A 17,685-nucleotide genomic window follows, 5' to 3' on the forward strand; every position below is an offset into this window, starting at 1 on the left:
GCCCTCCCCCTGGAGCCCGGATCATGAGCAGCAGCACAGTGCACGACGGACCCATAGCGACCACCGAGGTCGAGCTGACCATCGGCGGGATGACCTGCGCCTCCTGCGCGGCCCGCATCGAGAAGAAGCTGAACCGGATGGACGGGGTCACCGCCTCGGTGAACTACGCCACCGAGAAGGCCAAGGTCTCCTACGGCGCCGACGTGCAGGTCGCCGACCTCATCGCGACGGTCGTCAAGACCGGCTACACCGCCGAGGAGCCCCCGCCGCCGGCGCCCGAGCCGGCCGAACCGGTCGACGCGGCACAGGCCCCCGACGAGGCGCGCGACCCCGAACTGGCCGCTCTGCGCCAGCGCCTCCTGGTCTCCGTGACGCTCTCGCTGCCCGTCGTCCTGCTCGCGATGGTCCCGGCCCTCCAGTTCGACAACTGGCAGTGGCTCTCGCTGACCCTCGCCGCCCCCGTCGTCGTCTGGGGCGCGCTCCCCTTCCACAAGGCCGCCTGGACCAACGCCCGGCACGGCGCCGCCACCATGGACACCCTGGTCTCGGTGGGCACCGGGGCCGCCTTCGCCTGGTCGCTGTGGGCCCTGTTCTTCGGCCACGCCGGAATGCCCGGCATGCGGCACGGCTTCGACCTCACCGTCTCCCGCACCGACGGCTCCTCGGCGATCTACCTGGAGGTGGCGGCCGGAGTCGTCAGCTTCATCCTGCTCGGCCGCTACCTGGAAGCCCGCTCGAAGCGGAAGGCCGGCGCGGCCCTCAAGGCCCTGATGCGGCTCGGCGCCAAGGACGTGGCGGTCCTGCGCGGCGGGACCGAGGTGCGCATCCCCGTGAGCGCGCTCGCGGTGGGCGACCGGTTCCTCGTCCGGCCCGGCGAGAAGATCGCCACCGACGGCACGGTCGTCGAGGGCAGCTCCGCCGTGGACGCCGCCATGCTGACCGGCGAATCGGTCCCGGTCGAGGTCACCGTGGGCGACCCCGTCACCGGAGCCACCGTCAACACCTCCGGCCGCCTCGTCGTCGAGGCCACCCGCGTCGGCTCGGACACCCAGCTCGCCCGGATGGCCAGGCTGGTCGAGGACGCCCAGAACGGCAAGGCCGAGGTGCAGCGCCTCGCCGACCGGATCTCCGGGATCTTCGTCCCGATCGTGCTCGTCCTGGCCCTCGGGACCTGGGTCGCCTGGCTGCTGGCCACCGACAACCCGACGGCCGCCTTCACCGCCGCCGTGGCCGTCCTGATCATCGCCTGCCCGTGCGCCCTGGGCCTGGCCACCCCGACCGCGCTGATGGTCGGCACCGGCCGGGGCGCGCAGCTCGGCATCCTGATCAAGGGGCCCGAGGTGCTGGAGTCCACCCGTCGCGTGGACACCGTCGTCCTGGACAAGACCGGCACCGTCACCACCGGCCGGATGACCCTGGCCGCCACCCACCCCGCCGAGGGCGTCGACCCCGTCGAACTGCTGCGCCTGGCCGGCTCCCTGGAGCACGCCTCCGAGCACCCGATCGCCCGGGCCGTCGCGGCGGGCGCCGCGGAGCTCCCGGGCGGCCTGTCGGTCCCCGAGGGCTTCGAGAACCACGGCGGACTCGGGGTCCAGGGCATGGTCGACGGACACGCCGTCCTGGTGGGCCGCGAACAGCTGCTCGCGGACTGGTCGATCGCGCTGCCCGCCGCCCTCGCCGAGGTCAAGGCCGCCGCCGAGGCGGAGGGCTCCACCGCCGTCCTGGTCGCCTGGGACGGGGAGGCCCGCGGGGTGCTGACCGTGGCCGACGCGGTCAAGGAAACCAGCGCCGAGGCCGTGTCCCGGCTGCGGGCCCTGGGTCTGACCCCGGTCCTGCTGACCGGCGACAACAAGGCCGTCGCGCAGACGGTGGCCCGCTCGGTGGGCATCGAGGAGGTCATCGCCGAGGTCCTCCCCCAGGACAAGGTGGACGTCGTACGCCGGCTGCAGGCCGAGGGCCGTACGGTCGCCATGGTCGGCGACGGGATCAACGACGCGGCCGCGCTGGCCCAGGCCGACCTGGGCCTGGCCATGGGCACCGGCACCGACGCGGCGATCGAGGCGAGCGATCTGACCCTCGTACGGGGCGACTTGCGGGTCGCGGCGGACGCGATCCGGCTCTCGCGCCGGACCCTGGCCACCATCAAGGGCAACCTGTTCTGGGCCTTCGGCTACAACGTCGCGGCGCTGCCGCTGGCCGCCGCCGGACTGCTCAACCCGATGATCGCGGGGGCCGCGATGGCCTTCTCCTCGGTCTTCGTGGTCACCAACAGCCTGCGGCTGCGCTCCTTCCGCTAGTGATCACCCTTCACGTCTCGCGCACACACCCTTCACGCGAGACGCAGATCACAGCGACCCCAACGTAACCTTCGGGCGGGGCCACAGGTCTAATGGGGCGATGCCGAAAACGTGTTGGGACGACTACACGTTCTTCCGGCACACAGACACCCGGTCCGGGTCCCGTGGGGGGAATCCGTTCCGGGGTAAGGGAAAGCGCCCCGACCTTCGACCCGTGGGGGGATCGATGGCGGGGCGCTTTTCCTGTACTGCGAGTCCTGCGGGTCCTGCGGCTCGACCCTCGGGTCAGCGGGACTCGACCGGGACGAAGTCGCGCAGGACCTCGCCGGTGTAGATCTGGCGCGGGCGGCCGATGCGGGAGCCGGGCTCCTTGATCATCTCGTGCCACTGGGCGATCCAGCCGGGCAGGCGGCCGATCGCGAAGAGCACGGTGAACATCTCGGTCGGGAAGCCCATGGCCCGGTAGATCAGGCCGGTGTAGAAGTCGACGTTCGGGTAGAGGTTGCGCTCGACGAAGTACTCGTCGGCCAGCGCGTGCTCTTCCAGCTTCAGGGCGATGTCGAGGAGCTCGTCGTCCTTGCCGAGCGCCGAGAGGACATCGTGCGCCGCCGCCTTGATGATCTTCGCCCGGGGGTCGAAGCTCTTGTAGACGCGGTGCCCGAAGCCCATCAGGCGGACGCCGTCCTCCTTGTTCTTCACCTTGCGGATGAAGGCGTCGACGTCGCCGCCGTCGTTCTTGATGCCCTCGAGCATCTCCAGAACCGACTGGTTGGCGCCACCGTGCAGCGGACCCCACAGGGCCGAGATGCCGGCGGAGATCGAGGCGAACATGTTCGCCTGCGAGGAGCCGACCAGACGCACGGTGGAGGTCGAGCAGTTCTGCTCGTGGTCCGCATGCAGGATCAGCAGCTTGTCGAGCGCGGCGACCACGACCGGGTCCAGGTCGTACTCCTGGGCCGGCACGGAGAAGGTCATGCGCAGGAAGTTCTCGACGTAGCCGAGGTCGTTGCGCGGGTAGACCACCGGGTGGCCGACCGACTTCTTGTACGCGTAGGCCGCGATCGTCGGGAGCTTGGCCAGCAGCCGGATCGTCGAGAGGTTGCGCTGCTTCTCGTCGAACGGGTTGTGGCTGTCCTGGTAGAACGTCGACAGCGCGCTGACCACGGAGGACAGCATCGCCATCGGGTGCGCGTCGCGCGGGAAGCCGTCGTAGAAGCGCTTGACGTCCTCGTGCAGCAGCGTGTGCTGGGTGATCTCGTTGCGGAACGACGCGAGCTGGTCGACGGTCGGCAGCTCCCCGTTGATCAGCAGGTAGGCGACCTCGATGAAGGTCGAGCGCTCCGCCAGCTGCTCGATCGGGTAACCGCGGTAGCGCAGGATGCCCTGCTCACCGTCGAGGTAAGTAATGGCGGACTTATAGGCGGCGGTGTTTCCGTAGCCGCTGTCCAGGGTGACCAGCCCGGTCTGAGCCCTGAGCTTCGAGATGTCGAAGCCCTGGTCACCGACGGTGCTCTCGACCACCGGGTAGGTGTATTCACCGTCCGCGTACCGCAGTACTACAGAGTTGTCGCTCACGTCATCCCTCACCGACGTAGTGCCTCTTCTTCGAGGTGCCCTGACTGCCTCTACCTTCCCCCATTTGGCGCAGGTGAGTGCACTCGGGGTCGAGCTTTGGTGTTTTTGACGGCACTCAGTGCCGCCAGCGTGCACATCCTGCCCCCTCCGCCACCGTTGTAGGAACCCCAGATGATCGATCATCTAGGTGATGTTTCCCACCGGTATACGGCCGGACAGCCTGGGTGCTACGGCCGTGTACCTCCTGCCTGCGGAAACGGTACGCACCGCCTGTGCCAGGGCTTTGCGGGACCCGACCAGGACGACCAGTTTCTTTGCCCGGGTGACGGCCGTATACAGAAGGTTCCGCTGGAGCATCATCCAAGCGCCGGTCGTGACGGGGATCACCACCGCCGGATATTCGCTCCCCTGGGAGCGGTGGATGGTGACGGCGTACGCGTGCGCCAGCTCGTCGAGCTCGGCGAACTCGTAGGCCACTTCCTCGTCTTCGTCCGTGCGCACGGTCAGCCGCTGTTCCTCCAGGTCAAGGCCGGTGACCACGCCGACCGTGCCGTTGAAGACCCCGTTCGCCCCCTTGTCGTAGTTGTTGCGAATCTGGGTGACCTTGTCGCCGACCCGGAAGACCCGGCCGCCGAACCGCTTCTCGGGCAGGCCCGGCCGGGCCGGGGTGACGGCCTGCTGGAGCAGCGCGTTGAGGTTCCCGGCGCCGGCCGGTCCGCGGTGCATGGGGGCGAGGACCTGGATGTCCCGCCTCGGGTCGAGGCCGAATCTGGCCGGAATGCGACGGGCGGCGACGTCGACCGCGAGCCTTCCGGCCTCCTCGGTGTCCTCCTCGGGGAAGAGGAAGAAGTCGGGCAGCCCGTCGGTGATGGGCGGCAGGCCGGTGTTGATCCGGTGGGCGTTGGTGACCACCCCGGACTGCTGGGCCTGGCGGAAGATGGTGGTCAGCCGGACGGCCGGGACCGGCCCGCCCTCGGCGAGCAGATCGCGCAGCACCTCGCCCGCCCCGACCGAGGGCAGCTGGTCCACGTCCCCGACCAGCAGCAGGTGTGCACCGGGTGCCACGGCCTTGACCAGCTTGTTCGCCAGCAGCAGGTCGAGCATCGAGGCCTCGTCCACGACGACCAGGTCCGCGTCGAGCGGCCGCTCCCGGTCGTACGCCGCGTCCCCGCCGGGTTTCAGTTCCAGGAGCCGGTGCACGGTGGAGGCCTCGGCCCCGGTGAGCTCCGCCAGCCGCTTCGCGGCCCGGCCGGTGGGGGCGGCGAGGACCACCTTGGCCTTCTTGGCCCGGGCCAGCTCCACGATCGAGCGGACGGTGAAGGACTTGCCGCAGCCCGGCCCGCCGGTGAGGACCGCGACCCTGCGGGTGAGGGCGAGGCGGACCGCGTCCCGCTGCGCGGGGGCCAGCTTGGCTCCGGTCCGGGCGGCGAGCCAGCCCAGGGCCTTGTCCCAGTCCACGTCCCGGAAGGCGGGCAGCCGGTCCTCGTCCGCGTTCAGGAGCCGGCGCACCTGACCGGCGAGGGACAGCTCGGCGCGGTGGAAGGGCACCAGGTACACGGCGGTGAGGGGGTCCGGGCCGCCCTGCGGGTCCGGCACGGACTCCCGTACGACCCCTTCCGGATCGGCCGCGAGTTCGGCCAGGCAGTCGATGACCAGTCCGGTGTCCACCTGGAGCAGCTTGACCCCGTCGGCGATGAGCCGGTCCTCGGGCAGGAAGCAGTGCCCCTGGTCGGCGGACTGGGACAGGGCGTACTGGAGCCCGGCCTTGACCCGCTCCGGACTGTCGTGCGGGATGCCGACGGCCTGGGCGATGCGGTCGGCGGTGAGGAAGCCGATGCCCCAGACGTCGGCGGCGAGCCGGTACGGCTGGTTCCTGACCACGGAGATGGAGGCGTCGGCGTACTTCTTGTAGATGCGGACCGCGATGGAGGTGGAGACGCCGACCCCCTGGAGGAAGACCATGACCTCCTTGATGGCCTTCTGCTCCTCCCAGGCCGCACCGATCAGCTTGGTGCGCTTGGGGCCGAGCCCCGGCACCTCGATCAGCCGCTTCGGCTGCTCCTCGATGACGTCGAGGGTGTCGAGGCCGAAGTGCTCCACGATCCGGTCGGCGATCTTCGGGCCGATCCCCTTGATCAGGCCGGAGCCGAGATAGCGCCGGATGCCCTGGATGGTCGCGGGCAGCAGCGTCGTGTAGTTCTCCACGGTGAACTGCCGGCCGTACTGGGCGTGCGAGCCCCAGCGGCCCTCCATGCGCAGCGATTCGCCCGGCTGAGCCCCGAGGAGGGACCCGACCACCGTGAGCAGGTCGCCCGCGCCCCGGCCGGTGTCGACCCGGGCGACCGTGTACCCGCTCTCCTCGTTGGCGTAGGTGATGCGCTCCAGCACACCCTCGACCACCGCCGGTGCCACGGGCGCGTTCATCGTCATGGCCCGAAGCTACAGCGCGGGTCCGACGGCCCGTCGGGCCTGTGGACAAGTGGGCGGCCGGAGACCAGAGAGGGGTCCGGCCTCGCGGCCGGACCCCCTCACGGTTACCCCTCCCTCGTCGGACTTCCCGATCCCCCCGGATCCCCCCCGGAAGTTCCGACGCAACGTACGACCCTCGACCCCCGCCCGTGGTTGCACGCGGATCCGGAACTTTACCTTTCCATTACCCAAAGGCGGTTCCGGCGCCATCCGAGGTGCCGGTGAATCACCACAGAAGTAGCGTTTCAGGCATGAGCGAATCTTCCTTCCAGGACGACGTGCTGACCGAACTCGGCGACGACAAGCTGACCGAGATCGCCGGCCTCCTCGGCACCGACACGAACGGCGCCCGGGACACCGTCGCGGCCACGGTCGGGGCGATGACCGGCGACCTCCAGCAGAAGGCCGACGCCGATGACGACGACGGCAACGAGGTCCGCCAGGCCTTCGCCGAGGTCACCCAGGCCCCGCTGGAAGGCGTGGCCACCCTCGGCGGCGGCCTGGGCGGCATGCTCAGCGGCGGGATGATGGCCGGGGTGCTGGCCAAGGTGAGCAAGCCCGTGGCCAACGCGGTCTCCAAGAAGACCGGCATCCCCGCGCCCACCGTCGCCCGGGTCATCGAGATGCTGATCCCGGTGCTGCTGGCGGTCTTCGCCAAGCGCGCGGCGGGCAAGGCCGGGGCCGGGGCGCCGACTGCGGCGGGCGCCGAGTCCCCGATCCCGTCCCCGGGAGCGGTGCCGGGCGGGGCGGGCGCGGCCCCGGGGGCTCCGGCGGCCGGCGGCGGCCTCGGCGACCTGCTGGGCCAGATCCTCGGCGGCGGCAAGAAGTAGCCGGGTTCTTCACGTAGCGCTTCACCCGTTCGGACGAAACACCCGGGCCGGGTCCGGACCGCCCCCCGGCGGTCGGAACCGGCCCGCGGCGATGTCCGGACCCGGCCCCCGGTCGGACCCGACCCTCGGTCGGACCCGGCCCCCGGTCAGATCGCCGGGCGGTAGAAGAAGGTCTTGCGGCGCTCGATCCTGCCGTCGCGGACCAGATAGGTGTCGGCGAAGGCCTCGTCGAGGGTCTTGCCGTCCTTGTCGGCGCCCTGGAAGCGCCCCCAGCAGGCGGCCGCGGCCAGGCTGCCGGTCACCTGGCTCACCTCGTGGGCTCCCGAGGTGATGATCCGCTCGTGCTCGTAGAAGCGGCGGATCCGGTCGAGCCCCTCCAGCGCCGGGTAGCCCGGCCGTTCGTACACGGCGTCCGGCGCGAAGACCTCGCCGAGCCGGTCCCACGAGCGGGTGTCGATCACCTGGAACAGCCGGGCCACCAGGGATTCGGCGGTCACGGGTGCGGGCGACGTCGTTGTCACGGGCTTGCTCCTCAGATGTGTGTCGGAAGGGGGTGGACGGGCCCGGCGGGTCCGTCGGCGAAGGCCTTCTCCCAGGCCACGGAGAGCCGGGCGACGCCCTCCTGGCGCTGCTCGCCGTCCAGGGAGGCGAAGGACAGCCGCAGGACCCGCGAGCCGTCCTCCTCGATGCAGAAGGGAGTGCCGGGCACGACGGCCACGCCCTGCGCCAGCGCGTGCGCGTACAGCGCGTCCGAGCTCACCCGGGGGTCGGTCAGCCGGCACCAGAAGAAGAGCCCGCCGCGCGGCCGTTCGAAGTCCAGCCAGGGCAGCCGTTCGCGCAGCAGCGTCTCCATCGCGCGGGCCCGGCCGCCGTACAGGGTGCGCAGGCCCGCCAGGTGGGCCGGCAGGAACTCCGGGTCCCCGAGCAGGTCGGCGAGGAGGTACTGGCCGAAGGTGTTGGTCTGCAGGTCCCCGCACTGCTTGGCGGCGACCAGCTCCCCGATCAGCTCGGCCGGGGCGACCAGGCCGGCCACCCGCAGGCCCGGGCAGACCGTCTTGGAGAGGCTCATCAGCCGGACCACCCGCCCGCTGTGGACGTCGGTGGACGGCAGCCGGCCCCCCTCGAAGGCCAGGTCCCCGTACGGGTCGTCCTCGACGACGAGGAAGCCGAACCGCTCGGCCAGCGCGGCCAGATGGCGGCGCCGCTCCTCGGAGAGCACGGCTCCGGTGGGGTTGTGGAAGTGCGGTACGACGTAGACCAGCTTGGGGCGGGCCCCGGCGAGGAGGCGCTGCTCCAGGACGTCGGTGCGCATCCCCTCGGCGTCGCCGGGCACCGGCAGCAGCCGGGCGCCGGCCCGCCGGAAGACCTGGACGGCGCCCAGGTAGCTCGGGTCGTCCAGGGCCACCTCGTCGCCCTCGTCGACGATGGTCCGGGCGACGAGGTCCAGGCCCTGCTGGCTGCCGGCGGTGACCATCACCCGGTCGGGGCCGACGGCGGCCCCCGTCGCGCTCGCCCGGGCCGCGATCACCTCGCGCATCGGGCCGATGCCGTCCGTGGGGGCGTACTGGAGTGCTCGTACGGCCGACCCGGCGAACAGCCGGTCGGTGGCCTCGGCGAGCCGGGCCACGGGGAAGCTGTCGGGGGCCGGGATCCCGCCGGCCATGGAGAGCACCCCGGGGGCGGCGGCCGCCGCCAGGATCCGGCTCACCGCGTCGGAGCGGCCCCAGCCGGTGCGGCGGGCGAGCAGGCTCCCGATGGCCTGCGGTTGCTGTACGGGGGTCACCTGGTGCGGGGTCGCCTTGAGCGGGGTCACCTTGCGTCCACCTTCCGCGGCTGCACGACGAGCTGGGGCGGGAACTCCTTCAGGCGCCACACCGGCGAGTTGAGGACCACCAGGACGGCGGTCAGGAACAGCCCGGCCGTGACGAACAGCGTTTCGCGCAGCCCGATCAGGTCGCCGAGCCAGCCGCCCAGCAGGGCGCCGAGCGGGAGCGTCCCCCAGGAGACGAAGCGGTACCCGGCGTTCATCCGGCCGAGCAGCTGGTCCGGGGTCATGGACTGGCGCAGGCTGATGATGTGGATGTTGGCCATGGTGCCGCCGGCCCCGATCAGGCCGAAGGCGGCGACGAACAGGGCCAGCGAGAGCACCCCGCCGTCGGCCGGGGCCGCCGGAATGGCCGCGGGGGCCAGGCAGCACAGCAGCAGGGCCGCCAGGATGGCGCGGCCGAGTCCGATCCTCCGCTTGAGCCACTGCGCGAGCATCGAGCCGACCAGCGAGCCGACCGCCCCGGTGCCCAGCAGCAGGCCGATGCCGCCGGGCGAGATGCCGAGCGTGCGGGCCGCGTAGAGCACGAACACCGTCTGGAGGGACATCCAGCACAGGTTGTACAGCCCCGACTGGAGGGCGCAGGCCCGCAGGTGGGCGCTGTCCCAGATGATCCGGATGCCCTCGGCGATGCTGGTCCGGATCCCGGTCCGCTCCTGCTGGGGCACCGGCTCCGGCTCCACGCGCCGTACCGCGAGCAGCGTGATCACGGAGACGAGGTACGAGGCCCCGTTGATCAGCAGCGCGTAGGGGGCGGTGACCCAGCCGATGAGCAGACCGGCCAGGCCGGGTCCGCCGATCTGGGCCAGCGAACTGGTGCCCTGGAGCTTGCTGTTGCCCTCCACCAGGTGTTCCTTGCCGACCAGGGTCGGGAGGTACGACTGGTAGGAGACGTCGAAGACCACCGTGAGGGTGCCCACGAGCAGCGCGGCGACGTACACGTGCTCGATCCGGAGCAGGTCGAGCACGGCCAGCAGCGGCACCGCGCTGACCAGCAGGGCGCGCCCCACATTGGCCATGATCATCAGGGGCCTGCGCCGCACCCGGTCGACCCAGACGCCGACCAGGAGGGTGACCATCAGGAACGGGGCGTAGGAGGCCGCGTTGACGAAGCCCACCTGGGAGGAGCTGGCGTCGAGCGTCAGCACCGCGGTGAGCGGCAGCGCCAGCGTCGTGACCTGGGCCCCGACCTGTGAGATCGCCTCCCCGGACCAGAACTTGAGGAACTCCGGGTCCCGCCAGAGCGTGGCGGGGGCGGCGGCGGCCGCGGGTGCGGCCGCCGTCTCCTCCACCGGCCCGGCGGCCCCGCTCCCGATGTCGGTCACTTCGCGTCCACTCCCTCGGCGGCCGGGTCCACGTGGAAGGCGCAGCCGATCTGGGCGCCGCGGAGCATGCTCACGATGCCCACGGCCGGGTCGGTGACCCCGCGGGCCAGGGTGCCGGCGTAGCGTCCGTCGACCATCAGCGTTCCGTAGGCGACGGCCATGTCCTCGCAGGTCTCGCCGTCCTCGGAGAGGAACCGCTCGGTGGTGGGGAGCAGGCGGTGCTGGAGGACGTAGGGGCCGTCGACGGCCTGGCGGAGCCTGGAGACCCATTCCTTCTGGTCGGTGGTCCAGCCGGGGGTGACGCCGACGCCGCCGTAGAGCAGGGTGGGCTTGAGGACCAGGTGGTCCTTGTTGGCGATGGCGTAGGGCAGCAGGTCGATCTTCTCGCCGCCGAAGGTGACCTTCTCGTCTCGGACGAAGCGGGTCCAGGGCAGGATCCGGTCGATCAGCTCGCGCTCGGCCTCGGTGAAGACGCCGCGGTTGCGCTCGTCGCTGAGCATCGCGAGGCTGCCCTTGTTGCCGTACAGCTCGCAGTCGAGCGGGGCGAACAGCTCGACCGTGCCGGCCTCGACGGCGTCGAGCAGCGGGTTGACGAGGTCGTAGGTGCGGGGCTCGTCGGGCATTTCGCCGGGCAGGAACATCCGGTAGACCACGTCGACCTTGCGGCCCTGGTGGAGGACGTTCCCGTCCTCGTACGCGAAGTCGCCCAGGTGGCAGACGACGGTCTCGAAGCCGAGCCGTTCGAAGGCCGGTACGACGAACTCCATCCAGCACTTGGACTTCTCGAAGCCCTCGGGCCAGTCGGTGATCGCCAGGTACGGCCGCTCGACGCCTGCGAGGGAGGGGGCCTGGCGGCGCAGCACCTCGGTGATGCGGGCGAGCGGGTCGGGGTAGACCAGCCCCTCGGCGGCGGCGAACTCGGCGAAGTCGGCGTCCTGGATCAGGGCGCGGGCGAACTCGCCCATCTGCCAGCCGCCCAGCGAGGAGCCCGTGTTGAGTTCCATGACGCGGAAGCCGCCGGTCTCGCGGTACAGGTCGGCGCGGGAGAGCGGGGCGAGCTCGTCCACGGAGCCGCGCAGGACCAGGTCGGCCTGGGTGGGCGACATGCCGACGGCGGTGGCGAAGGCGCGCAGGTCGCCGCCGAAGAGCCGGGCGGGCACCGCCTTGAGGAGCTCGAAGAGGCCGTTCAGGTCGTTCTCCAGGCCCGTGACGTCGGCCTCGCTGAGGAAGACGGGGCGGTTGAGCCCCTCGCCGCCGCCGGCTCCGTACCGGAACCACTCCACGCCCCGGACTCCGGAGACGGTCTGGCGGGCCGCGGTGCGCTCGTGGTCGAAGAAGCGGCGGGTCACGGCGTTCTCGACGCGGGCGCCGAGCCGGTGCGCGGCGACTCCGGAGACCTCCGTACGGGAGAGCGCCTCGGCGCGGTCCAGGGCGCTGCGGGTGCCGACCGGGGTCCCGCTGACGGCGATGAGGGCGGCGGAGCGGGGGGTCAGGCCGCGGGGCGGGAGCAGCAGCTCGTCGCCGGGCTCGACCAGGGCGACGGCCTCGGCGAGGTCCTCCACCTCCCCGGGGGCGGGCAGGACGACGCGGTCGACGGCGCCGTCGTAGGCCGGGTAGAGGAAGCGGACCTCGGCGCTGAGGGCGCGGGTCGGGGTGATGTCCGGGGTCTCCTCGAAGGCGATCCGGGCGGCGGCCAGCGGCAGGTCCACACCGGTGGCGAGCTTGTTGAGGTGCGGGATGAGGTCGCCGCCGAGGCGGCCGTTGAGCTCGATGAGGCGGGGGCCGTCCGCGGCGATGCGCAGTTCGGTGTGGGTGACTCCGTAGTCGACTCCGGCCGCGCGGTGCGAGTCCTGGACGAGCCGGGTGACGGCGCCGGCCCACGGCTCGTGGCGCCAGTCGGTGACCAGGTGCCCGACCTCCTCGAAGTACGGGTGGGCGCCGAGGCGCTTGCGGGCCACGCAGACCGGGGTGGCCACGCCGTCCACGACGACGCTGTCCACGCTGAGTTCGGGGCCCTCGATGAACTCCTCGATCAGGACCGAGGCGGTGGTGCCGGCGCCGCGCAGCCGGCTGGTGGAGGCGAGCCGGAAGGCCCGGCGCAGGCCGTCCACGTCGCGGGCCATCATCACGCCGAAGCTGCCGCCGAGGGTGCGGGGCTTGACGACGACGGGGAAGCCGATGGACTCGGCGGCGGCGACGGCCTCGTCCTCGGTGGTGGCCGGGACGTAGCGGACGGCGGCCATGCCGGCTGCTTCGAGGGCCTGGCGGGTGGCGTACTTGTCGCGGCAGATCTTGGCGGCGGCCGGGTCCATGGCCCGCATGCCGAGCTTCTTGGCGACCGAGGACACGGCGACGAGGGACCACTCGTCCCAGGTGACGATCGCGGCATGGGCGACCTCGCCGCGCAGGTCGGCGACCGGGGCGTAGAGCTTGGCGGCGTCCGTGGTGTCGGCGATCCGGTGGGTCTCCACGTAACGGGCCTGCCAGGTGGGGGCCTCTGGCGCGACGAGGGTCACCTCGTAGTGCTGGGCGAGGGAGGCCAGGGCGTATTCCCGGTACTGCTGGATGCGGCTGCCTACGAGGATGACGCGCTGGCGTTCGGAGGTCATGGAGACCACGGTGGATTCCTTTCCGGTACGGGGCGTTGGTGCTGGTCCGCCCCGGAGAACAGGGGGTACGGGAAGTGAGGTGGGGGACGGTTCAGCCGTCGGCGGCCGGCGGGGCTCCGACCGGTACGCAGGTCAGCCGGAAGGAGTTCGCGGACTCGGTGATGGCCGCCTCGACCTCCCGGGTGCTGGCGCCGCGGAAGCGGAAGCGGGTCCCGACGTGCTCGTAGCCGCTGATCGCCGGGGCGGTGGCGCCGACCGGGGTGTGCTTGACGGCGTACGGGAGCCGGTCCGGCGCGGGTTCCCGCAGCCAGCCGGCCGCTTCGACCCGGCAGGGGGCGGGCACGGGCAGCGGGAGCAGCAGGTAGCCGCCGACCCCGCCGGTCTTGAGCGGCGGCAGCACCGGGGTCAGGCCGAGCTGGATGTCCACGGCGGCGGCCATCAGGTCGACTCCGTGGACGTCGCGCCAGGTGAAGGGGATCTCTCCGCCGCCCACCCGGGCCCCGCACTCCAGGAAGACCAGCGCGGGCCCGCCGCCCGGCGCGGGGGTGACGAAGGCCTCCAGGTGGAACACCCAGGGCCGGGAGCCGCCGAGGGCGGGGCCGACGGCGGCGGCGAAGGCCTCGACCGCCTCCAGCAGTGCGGGGTCGTCCTCCTCGACGGAGCCGAGCCAGGTGCCCTGGGTGAAATCGGCGCAGGTGCCGCCGACGTAGCGCGAGACGGTCCAGCTGCCGAGCGAACCGCCCTCCCACAGGCCGTCGATGTGCAGGATCGGCCCGTCCACGTAGCTCTGGACGAGGTGGGGTTCGGCGGCCAGGGCCGCGGCCAGGTCGCCGTCCGGCCCGGTCAGCGCGGCCAGTTCGGCCGCGGAGTCGATCCGGACGACGCCCCGGCTGGCGGTGCCGCGGTGCGGTTTGACGACCAGCGGCCATCCGTGGGCCCCCCCGAAGGCCAGTACGGCGGCCGGGTCGGGCGCGGGGGCGAAGGCGGGCACCGGCAGCCCGGCGGCCTCGGCCGTGCGGCACATGGTCAGCTTGTCGCGGAACACGGCCAGTTCGGCGGTGTGCTGGCCGGGGATCGCGAACTCCTCGCGGATCAGCGCGGCCGTGTCCAGGTCCCCCTCGTTGAGGGCGATGAGCCGCGCCGGGGCGCCGAAGCGGGCCACGAGCCCGGTGACGGCGGCGCGCACGGCGGGCAGATCGTCGGTCAGTGCGACCGTGGTGACCGCGGCGGCGGCCCCGGGTAACGAGGCGCGGCCGAGCCCGGTGCTGACGTAGGTGACGTGGGCGGCGGAGTGGTCGATGTAGTCGGCGTAGTGGGCGTGGGTGTCCCGCCAGCGGTGCAGGACGATGATGTGCGGCCGGTCGGCGCTCATGCCGCCTCGCCCCCCTCGCCCGCGTCGGTGCCGGCCGGGGAGCCCGCGGCGAGCCAGGGAAGCGCTGCCGTCGCCATCGTGCGGACGCCGACGGAGAGCGCGGGTCCGGCGACGGGCGCGAAGGTGGAGGAGTGGTTCTGCGGGAGCTCCTCCAGCTTGCCGGCGGCGAAGGCCTCGCCGAAGGCCTGCGGGTCGAGGCCGCCGTAGAACCAGTACACCGAGGGGACTTGGGCGGCGGTCGCGAGGAGCCCGAAGTCCTCGCTGGCGGTGGTGGGGCCCATGGTCATGACGGCCCCGGCCCCGAAGTGCTCGCGGTGGGCCTCGGCCACCCGCTCGGCGGCCGCGGTGTCGTTCACGGTCATGGGCAGGTGGTAGACGGAGGTGATCTCCGGGTCGGCGGTCGCGCCGCCCGCCGCGGATTCGGCACGGGCGAGGCGTTCGACGGCCGCGAGGACCTTCTCGCGCACCGGCGCGGAGCTGGTGCGCACGTTGATGCCGAGCTCGGCGGTGTCGGGTATGACCGCGGCGGTGGTGCCGGCGTGCAGTTTGCCGACGGTGACCACCACCGGCTCCTGGGCGGCGATCTCGCGGGAGACCACGGTCTGGAGCCGCAGCACGAGCGAGGCCGCCATCACCACGGGGTCGACGGCCGCCTCGGGCTTGGAGCCGTGGCCGCCGCGCCCGAAGAGCTTGACGGTGATCGAGTCGGTGGCGCCCATGACCACGCCGGGCAGGGTCGCGACGAGGCCGACCGGGCCGGGTCCCACGTGCGAGCCGAGGATCACCTCGGGGCGCGGGAAGCGCTCGAAGAGCCCGTCCTCGACCATCTCGCGGGCTCCGTAGCCGCTCTCCTCCCCCGGCTGGAAGACGGCGACGACGGTGCCCCGCCAGGCCTCCCGGTTACGGGCGAACAGGGCGCAGGACCCGATGAGCGCGGCCACGTGCAGGTCGTGGCCGCAGGCGTGCATCACCGGGACCTCGGTGCCCGCGTCGTCGGTGGCCACCACCGTGCTGGCGTAGGGCAGCCCGGTGGCCTCCTTCACGGGCAGCGCGTCCATGTCGGCGCGCAGCATGACCACCGGTCCCTCGCCGTTGGCCAGGACCGCGACCACGCCGGTGCGGCCGACGCCGGTGGTGATCTCCCAGCCGCCCTGGGCGGCCAGCCGCTCGGCGACGAGGGCCGCCGTCCGCTTCTCCTGGAAGGCGAGTTCGGGGTGGGTGTGCAGCTCGCGGTAGTCGGCCTCCAGGGCCGGCATCAGCGCATCGAGACCTTCGAGCAGTGCAGTCATGTGGGTGAAGTCCTTATCGGGCATGAGGGGTTACGGACACGGGGTGTTCCCGTACGGCCCACGAGGCGGCCAGCGCCGCCGCGGCGGTCAGCGCGGGCCACCACGGCAGCCAGGCGCCCAGGCCGGCCGACCTCAGGAGTTCCGCGAGCATCGGGAACGTGCCGCCGAAGAGGCTGATCGCGGCCGCGGTGGGCAGCCCGACGGCGACGGCGCGCACGGCGGGCGGGAACAGCTGCCCCGCGAAGACGTTGCTCACCGCGAGCGGGAGGCCCAGCAGGAAGAGCAGGACCACGGTGACCACGGTGACGGGGACCCGCCCGGCGTTCATGGCCAGGAGCAGCGGCACGCTGCCCAGGGCGAGCCCGGCGAAGCCGAGGCGCAGCACGGGCAGGGCGCCGATGCGGTCGGCGGCCTTGCCGCCGCCGAGCATGGCCGCGAGCAGCGCCACCATGCCGAGGAGCAGGGCGGCGGAGGTCTCCTCCTTGGTGGCGGCTCCGGCGCTCTCGGCGTACGAGGGGAAGTCGACGGTGACGAAGTAGAAGGCGGTGGTGGCCCCGGAGGTGATGGCGAACACCACGGCGAGCCGCCCCAGATGGGCCCGGAGCACCGGCCAGGGGCTTGGCGCCTTGACCGCGGTGGCGGTAGCGGTGGCGGTGGCGGTGGCGGTGGCGGTGAAGACGGTGCTCTCCGCCGCGCCGCGCCGGATCCACAGGGCGGTCAGGCCGAGCAGGCCGCCGAAGGCGAAGCCGTAGCGCCAGGCGCCGTCCTCGACCCCGCTCTCCCCGAACACCCCGAGCAGGACGTTCATCACGATGAAGGAGAGCGCGCTGCCCAGCACCACGCCCCCGTAGGAGACGGCGCTGTAGAAGTAGCGGCGTCCGGCCGGTGCGGTCTCGGTGACATACGCGGCCACGCTCGGGTTCTCCGCCCCGACCGACAGGCCCTGCACGAGCCGGGCCCCGACGACCAGGAGCGGAGCCGCCAGGCCGATGGAAGCGTAGCCGGGTACCAGGGCCAGGAAGAGGGAGCCGGCGGCGATCAGGCCGACGGTGAGGGTCAGTCCGTAGCGCCGGCCGCGGGTGTCGGTGAGGCGGCCGATGAGCACGCTGCCCAGCGGGCGGACCAGGAAGCCGAGGGCGAAGCCGAGGTAGGCGGCGATGAGTCTGGCGGTGGGCGAGGTGCCGGGGAACAGCGCCTCGGCGAAGTAGGGGGCGAGGATGCCGTAGATGGTCCAGTCGTAGGCCTCGACGACCGAGCCGACGGTGGCGGCGGCCAGTTCCCTGCGGGGGCGCCGGGCCGGTGCGGGGGCGGGGGTGGCCCCCGGCGCCGCACCGGCCGCCGGGAGGCCCACTTGGTCAATGCTGGTCATCTGTTACTCCGTAGACCCTGATCAGTGCGGTGTCCCGCCCGGGGAAGGGCACGGCGTGCAGCCGGACCCCCGTCGCCGGGAGGGCGTCCAGGCCGGTCAGGCCCGTGAGGGCGGGCAGGCCCGCGGCGGCGAGCGCCCCCGCCACCGGCCCGTTGCCCTCGCGGCTGTCAGTGGCGACGAGGAGCGCGCCCTGCCCGGCGAGCAGCTCGACCGCGTCCTCGGTGAGGTACGGGCCGGACGCGCGGCCTGTCTGTACGACGACGGCGTGCCCCGCGAGGTCGAAGGGCGCCAGCGCCAGCCGGTCGGCGACCGGCCGCCCGGCTCCGAGGAGCCGGACCAGGACCACGGGAAGGTCCACCAGACCGGCCAGGTCCGGTGCGGTACCGCCCGGGCCCGTCGGCCAGGCGGCCCGGGTGGCGGGGCCGGTCAGGTCCGTCGTGGTGCGGCCCGAACCTTCGGCACCGGTGTTGCGGGAGCCCTTGTGCGGCTCCTGGAGCAGCTCCCGGCGGGTGATCTTCGTACTGCCGACCATCAGCAGTCCGAGGTGGCGGACGATCAGTTCGCCCAGGTCCCCGTCGGTGATGTCGTCACCGGGGATGTCCAGGCGGAACCCCTGCATCTGCAGGGCGCCGCCGTTGCTGAAGACGACCTCCGCGTCGAAGTCGACCCGCCACTCACCGCTGTTGTTCGTTCCCGTGGCCATGTTCTCTGTCCTTAACTCTTCA

The 17,685-nt window shown here is 72.4% G+C and carries 12 protein-coding genes; 2 read left to right on the top strand and 10 right to left on the bottom strand.

Annotated elements, in window-relative coordinates:
* Positions 1 to 23 precede the first annotated feature (23 nt).
* Entirely contained in the window at positions 24 to 2,297 is a 2,274-nt protein-coding gene (locus NLX94_RS14640) for a cation-translocating P-type ATPase (RefSeq protein WP_254383145.1), read from the top strand.
* A 285-nt stretch (positions 2,298 to 2,582) separates the two neighbouring features.
* Here NLX94_RS14640 and NLX94_RS14645 read toward each other — a convergent pair whose 3' ends face one another.
* Together NLX94_RS14645 and NLX94_RS14650 are read right to left on the bottom strand one after the other, a co-directional pair.
* Entirely contained in the window at positions 2,583 to 3,872 is a 1,290-nt protein-coding gene (locus NLX94_RS14645) for a citrate synthase (protein WP_243335006.1), read from the bottom strand.
* A gap of 183 nt (positions 3,873 to 4,055) precedes the next feature.
* Positions 4,056 to 6,302 (bottom strand): ATP-dependent RecD-like DNA helicase, encoded by a 2,247-nt coding sequence (locus tag NLX94_RS14650; protein ID WP_374683948.1) that lies wholly within the window; start codon positions 6,300 to 6,302, stop codon positions 4,056 to 4,058.
* Positions 6,303 to 6,592: 290 nt separating this feature from the next.
* On the opposite strand from NLX94_RS14650, the gene NLX94_RS14655 reads away from it, so the two are divergent.
* On the top strand, positions 6,593 to 7,171 hold the full coding sequence (locus tag NLX94_RS14655; protein ID WP_254383146.1) for a DUF937 domain-containing protein: 579 nt from the start codon (positions 6,593 to 6,595) through the stop codon (positions 7,169 to 7,171).
* A 146-nt stretch (positions 7,172 to 7,317) separates the two neighbouring features.
* Here NLX94_RS14655 and NLX94_RS14660 read toward each other — a convergent pair whose 3' ends face one another.
* The 8 genes from NLX94_RS14660 to NLX94_RS14695 all read right to left on the bottom strand — a co-directional run bounded on the left by NLX94_RS14660 (position 7,318) and on the right by NLX94_RS14695 (position 17,663).
* Positions 7,318 to 7,692: a nuclear transport factor 2 family protein gene (locus tag NLX94_RS14660; protein ID WP_254383147.1), complete on the bottom strand. Its 375-nt coding sequence runs from the start codon at positions 7,690 to 7,692 to the stop codon at positions 7,318 to 7,320.
* 11 nt (positions 7,693 to 7,703) lie between these two features.
* Positions 7,704 to 8,984: a PLP-dependent aminotransferase family protein gene (locus tag NLX94_RS14665; RefSeq protein WP_254383148.1), complete on the bottom strand. Its 1,281-nt coding sequence runs from the start codon at positions 8,982 to 8,984 to the stop codon at positions 7,704 to 7,706.
* A complete protein-coding gene (locus tag NLX94_RS14670; protein ID WP_254383149.1) occupies positions 8,981 to 10,321 on the bottom strand; it encodes an MFS transporter in 1,341 nt (446 codons plus the stop codon). The genes NLX94_RS14665 and NLX94_RS14670 overlap by 4 nt, the downstream gene beginning before the upstream one ends.
* Positions 10,318 to 12,930 (bottom strand): acetyl-CoA carboxylase biotin carboxylase subunit family protein, encoded by a 2,613-nt coding sequence (locus NLX94_RS14675; RefSeq protein WP_254383150.1) that lies wholly within the window; start codon positions 12,928 to 12,930, stop codon positions 10,318 to 10,320. Before NLX94_RS14675 ends, NLX94_RS14670 begins: the two co-directional genes overlap by 4 nt.
* Before the next feature lie 91 nt (positions 12,931 to 13,021).
* The gene (locus tag NLX94_RS14680) at positions 13,022 to 14,302 is read right to left on the bottom strand and encodes an acetyl-CoA carboxylase biotin carboxylase subunit family protein (protein ID WP_254383151.1); all 1,281 of its coding nucleotides are present in this window, start codon (positions 14,300 to 14,302) and stop codon (positions 13,022 to 13,024) included.
* The gene (locus tag NLX94_RS14685; RefSeq protein ID WP_254383152.1) at positions 14,299 to 15,591 is read right to left on the bottom strand and encodes an amidohydrolase; all 1,293 of its coding nucleotides are present in this window, start codon (positions 15,589 to 15,591) and stop codon (positions 14,299 to 14,301) included. Before NLX94_RS14685 ends, NLX94_RS14680 begins: the two co-directional genes overlap by 4 nt.
* Before the next feature lie 13 nt (positions 15,592 to 15,604).
* Positions 15,605 to 16,960, bottom strand: coding sequence for an MFS transporter (locus tag NLX94_RS14690; RefSeq protein ID WP_254383153.1), 1,356 nt, complete (start codon positions 16,958 to 16,960; stop codon positions 15,605 to 15,607).
* Complete coding sequence (locus NLX94_RS14695) at positions 16,947 to 17,663, bottom strand: hypothetical protein (protein ID WP_254383154.1); 717 nt, start codon at positions 17,661 to 17,663, stop codon at positions 16,947 to 16,949. The genes NLX94_RS14690 and NLX94_RS14695 overlap by 14 nt, the downstream gene beginning before the upstream one ends.
* Positions 17,664 to 17,685: the final 22 nt, after the last annotated feature.

Source organism: Streptomyces sp. TBY4 (assembly GCF_024213195.1).
GTDB lineage: Bacteria > Actinomycetota > Actinomycetes > Streptomycetales > Streptomycetaceae > Streptomyces.

Bases quoted from the DNA above. Each gene is read 5' to 3' on its own strand.
- NLX94_RS14640 (WP_254383145.1), top strand. From the start codon at position 24: ATGAGCAGCAGCACAGTGCACGACGGACCCATAGCGACCACCGAGGTC.
- NLX94_RS14650 (WP_374683948.1), bottom strand. From the start codon at position 6,302: ATGACGATGAACGCGCCCGTGGCACCGGCGGTGGTCGAGGGTGTGCTG.
- NLX94_RS14655 (WP_254383146.1), top strand. From the start codon at position 6,593: ATGAGCGAATCTTCCTTCCAGGACGACGTGCTGACCGAACTCGGCGAC.
- NLX94_RS14675 (WP_254383150.1), bottom strand. From the start codon at position 12,930: ATGACCTCCGAACGCCAGCGCGTCATCCTCGTAGGCAGCCGCATCCAG.
- NLX94_RS14680 (WP_254383151.1), bottom strand. From the start codon at position 14,302: ATGAGCGCCGACCGGCCGCACATCATCGTCCTGCACCGCTGGCGGGAC.
- NLX94_RS14685 (WP_254383152.1), bottom strand. From the start codon at position 15,591: ATGACTGCACTGCTCGAAGGTCTCGATGCGCTGATGCCGGCCCTGGAG.
- NLX94_RS14690 (WP_254383153.1), bottom strand. From the start codon at position 16,960: ATGACCAGCATTGACCAAGTGGGCCTCCCGGCGGCCGGTGCGGCGCCG.
- NLX94_RS14695 (WP_254383154.1), bottom strand. From the start codon at position 17,663: ATGGCCACGGGAACGAACAACAGCGGTGAGTGGCGGGTCGACTTCGAC.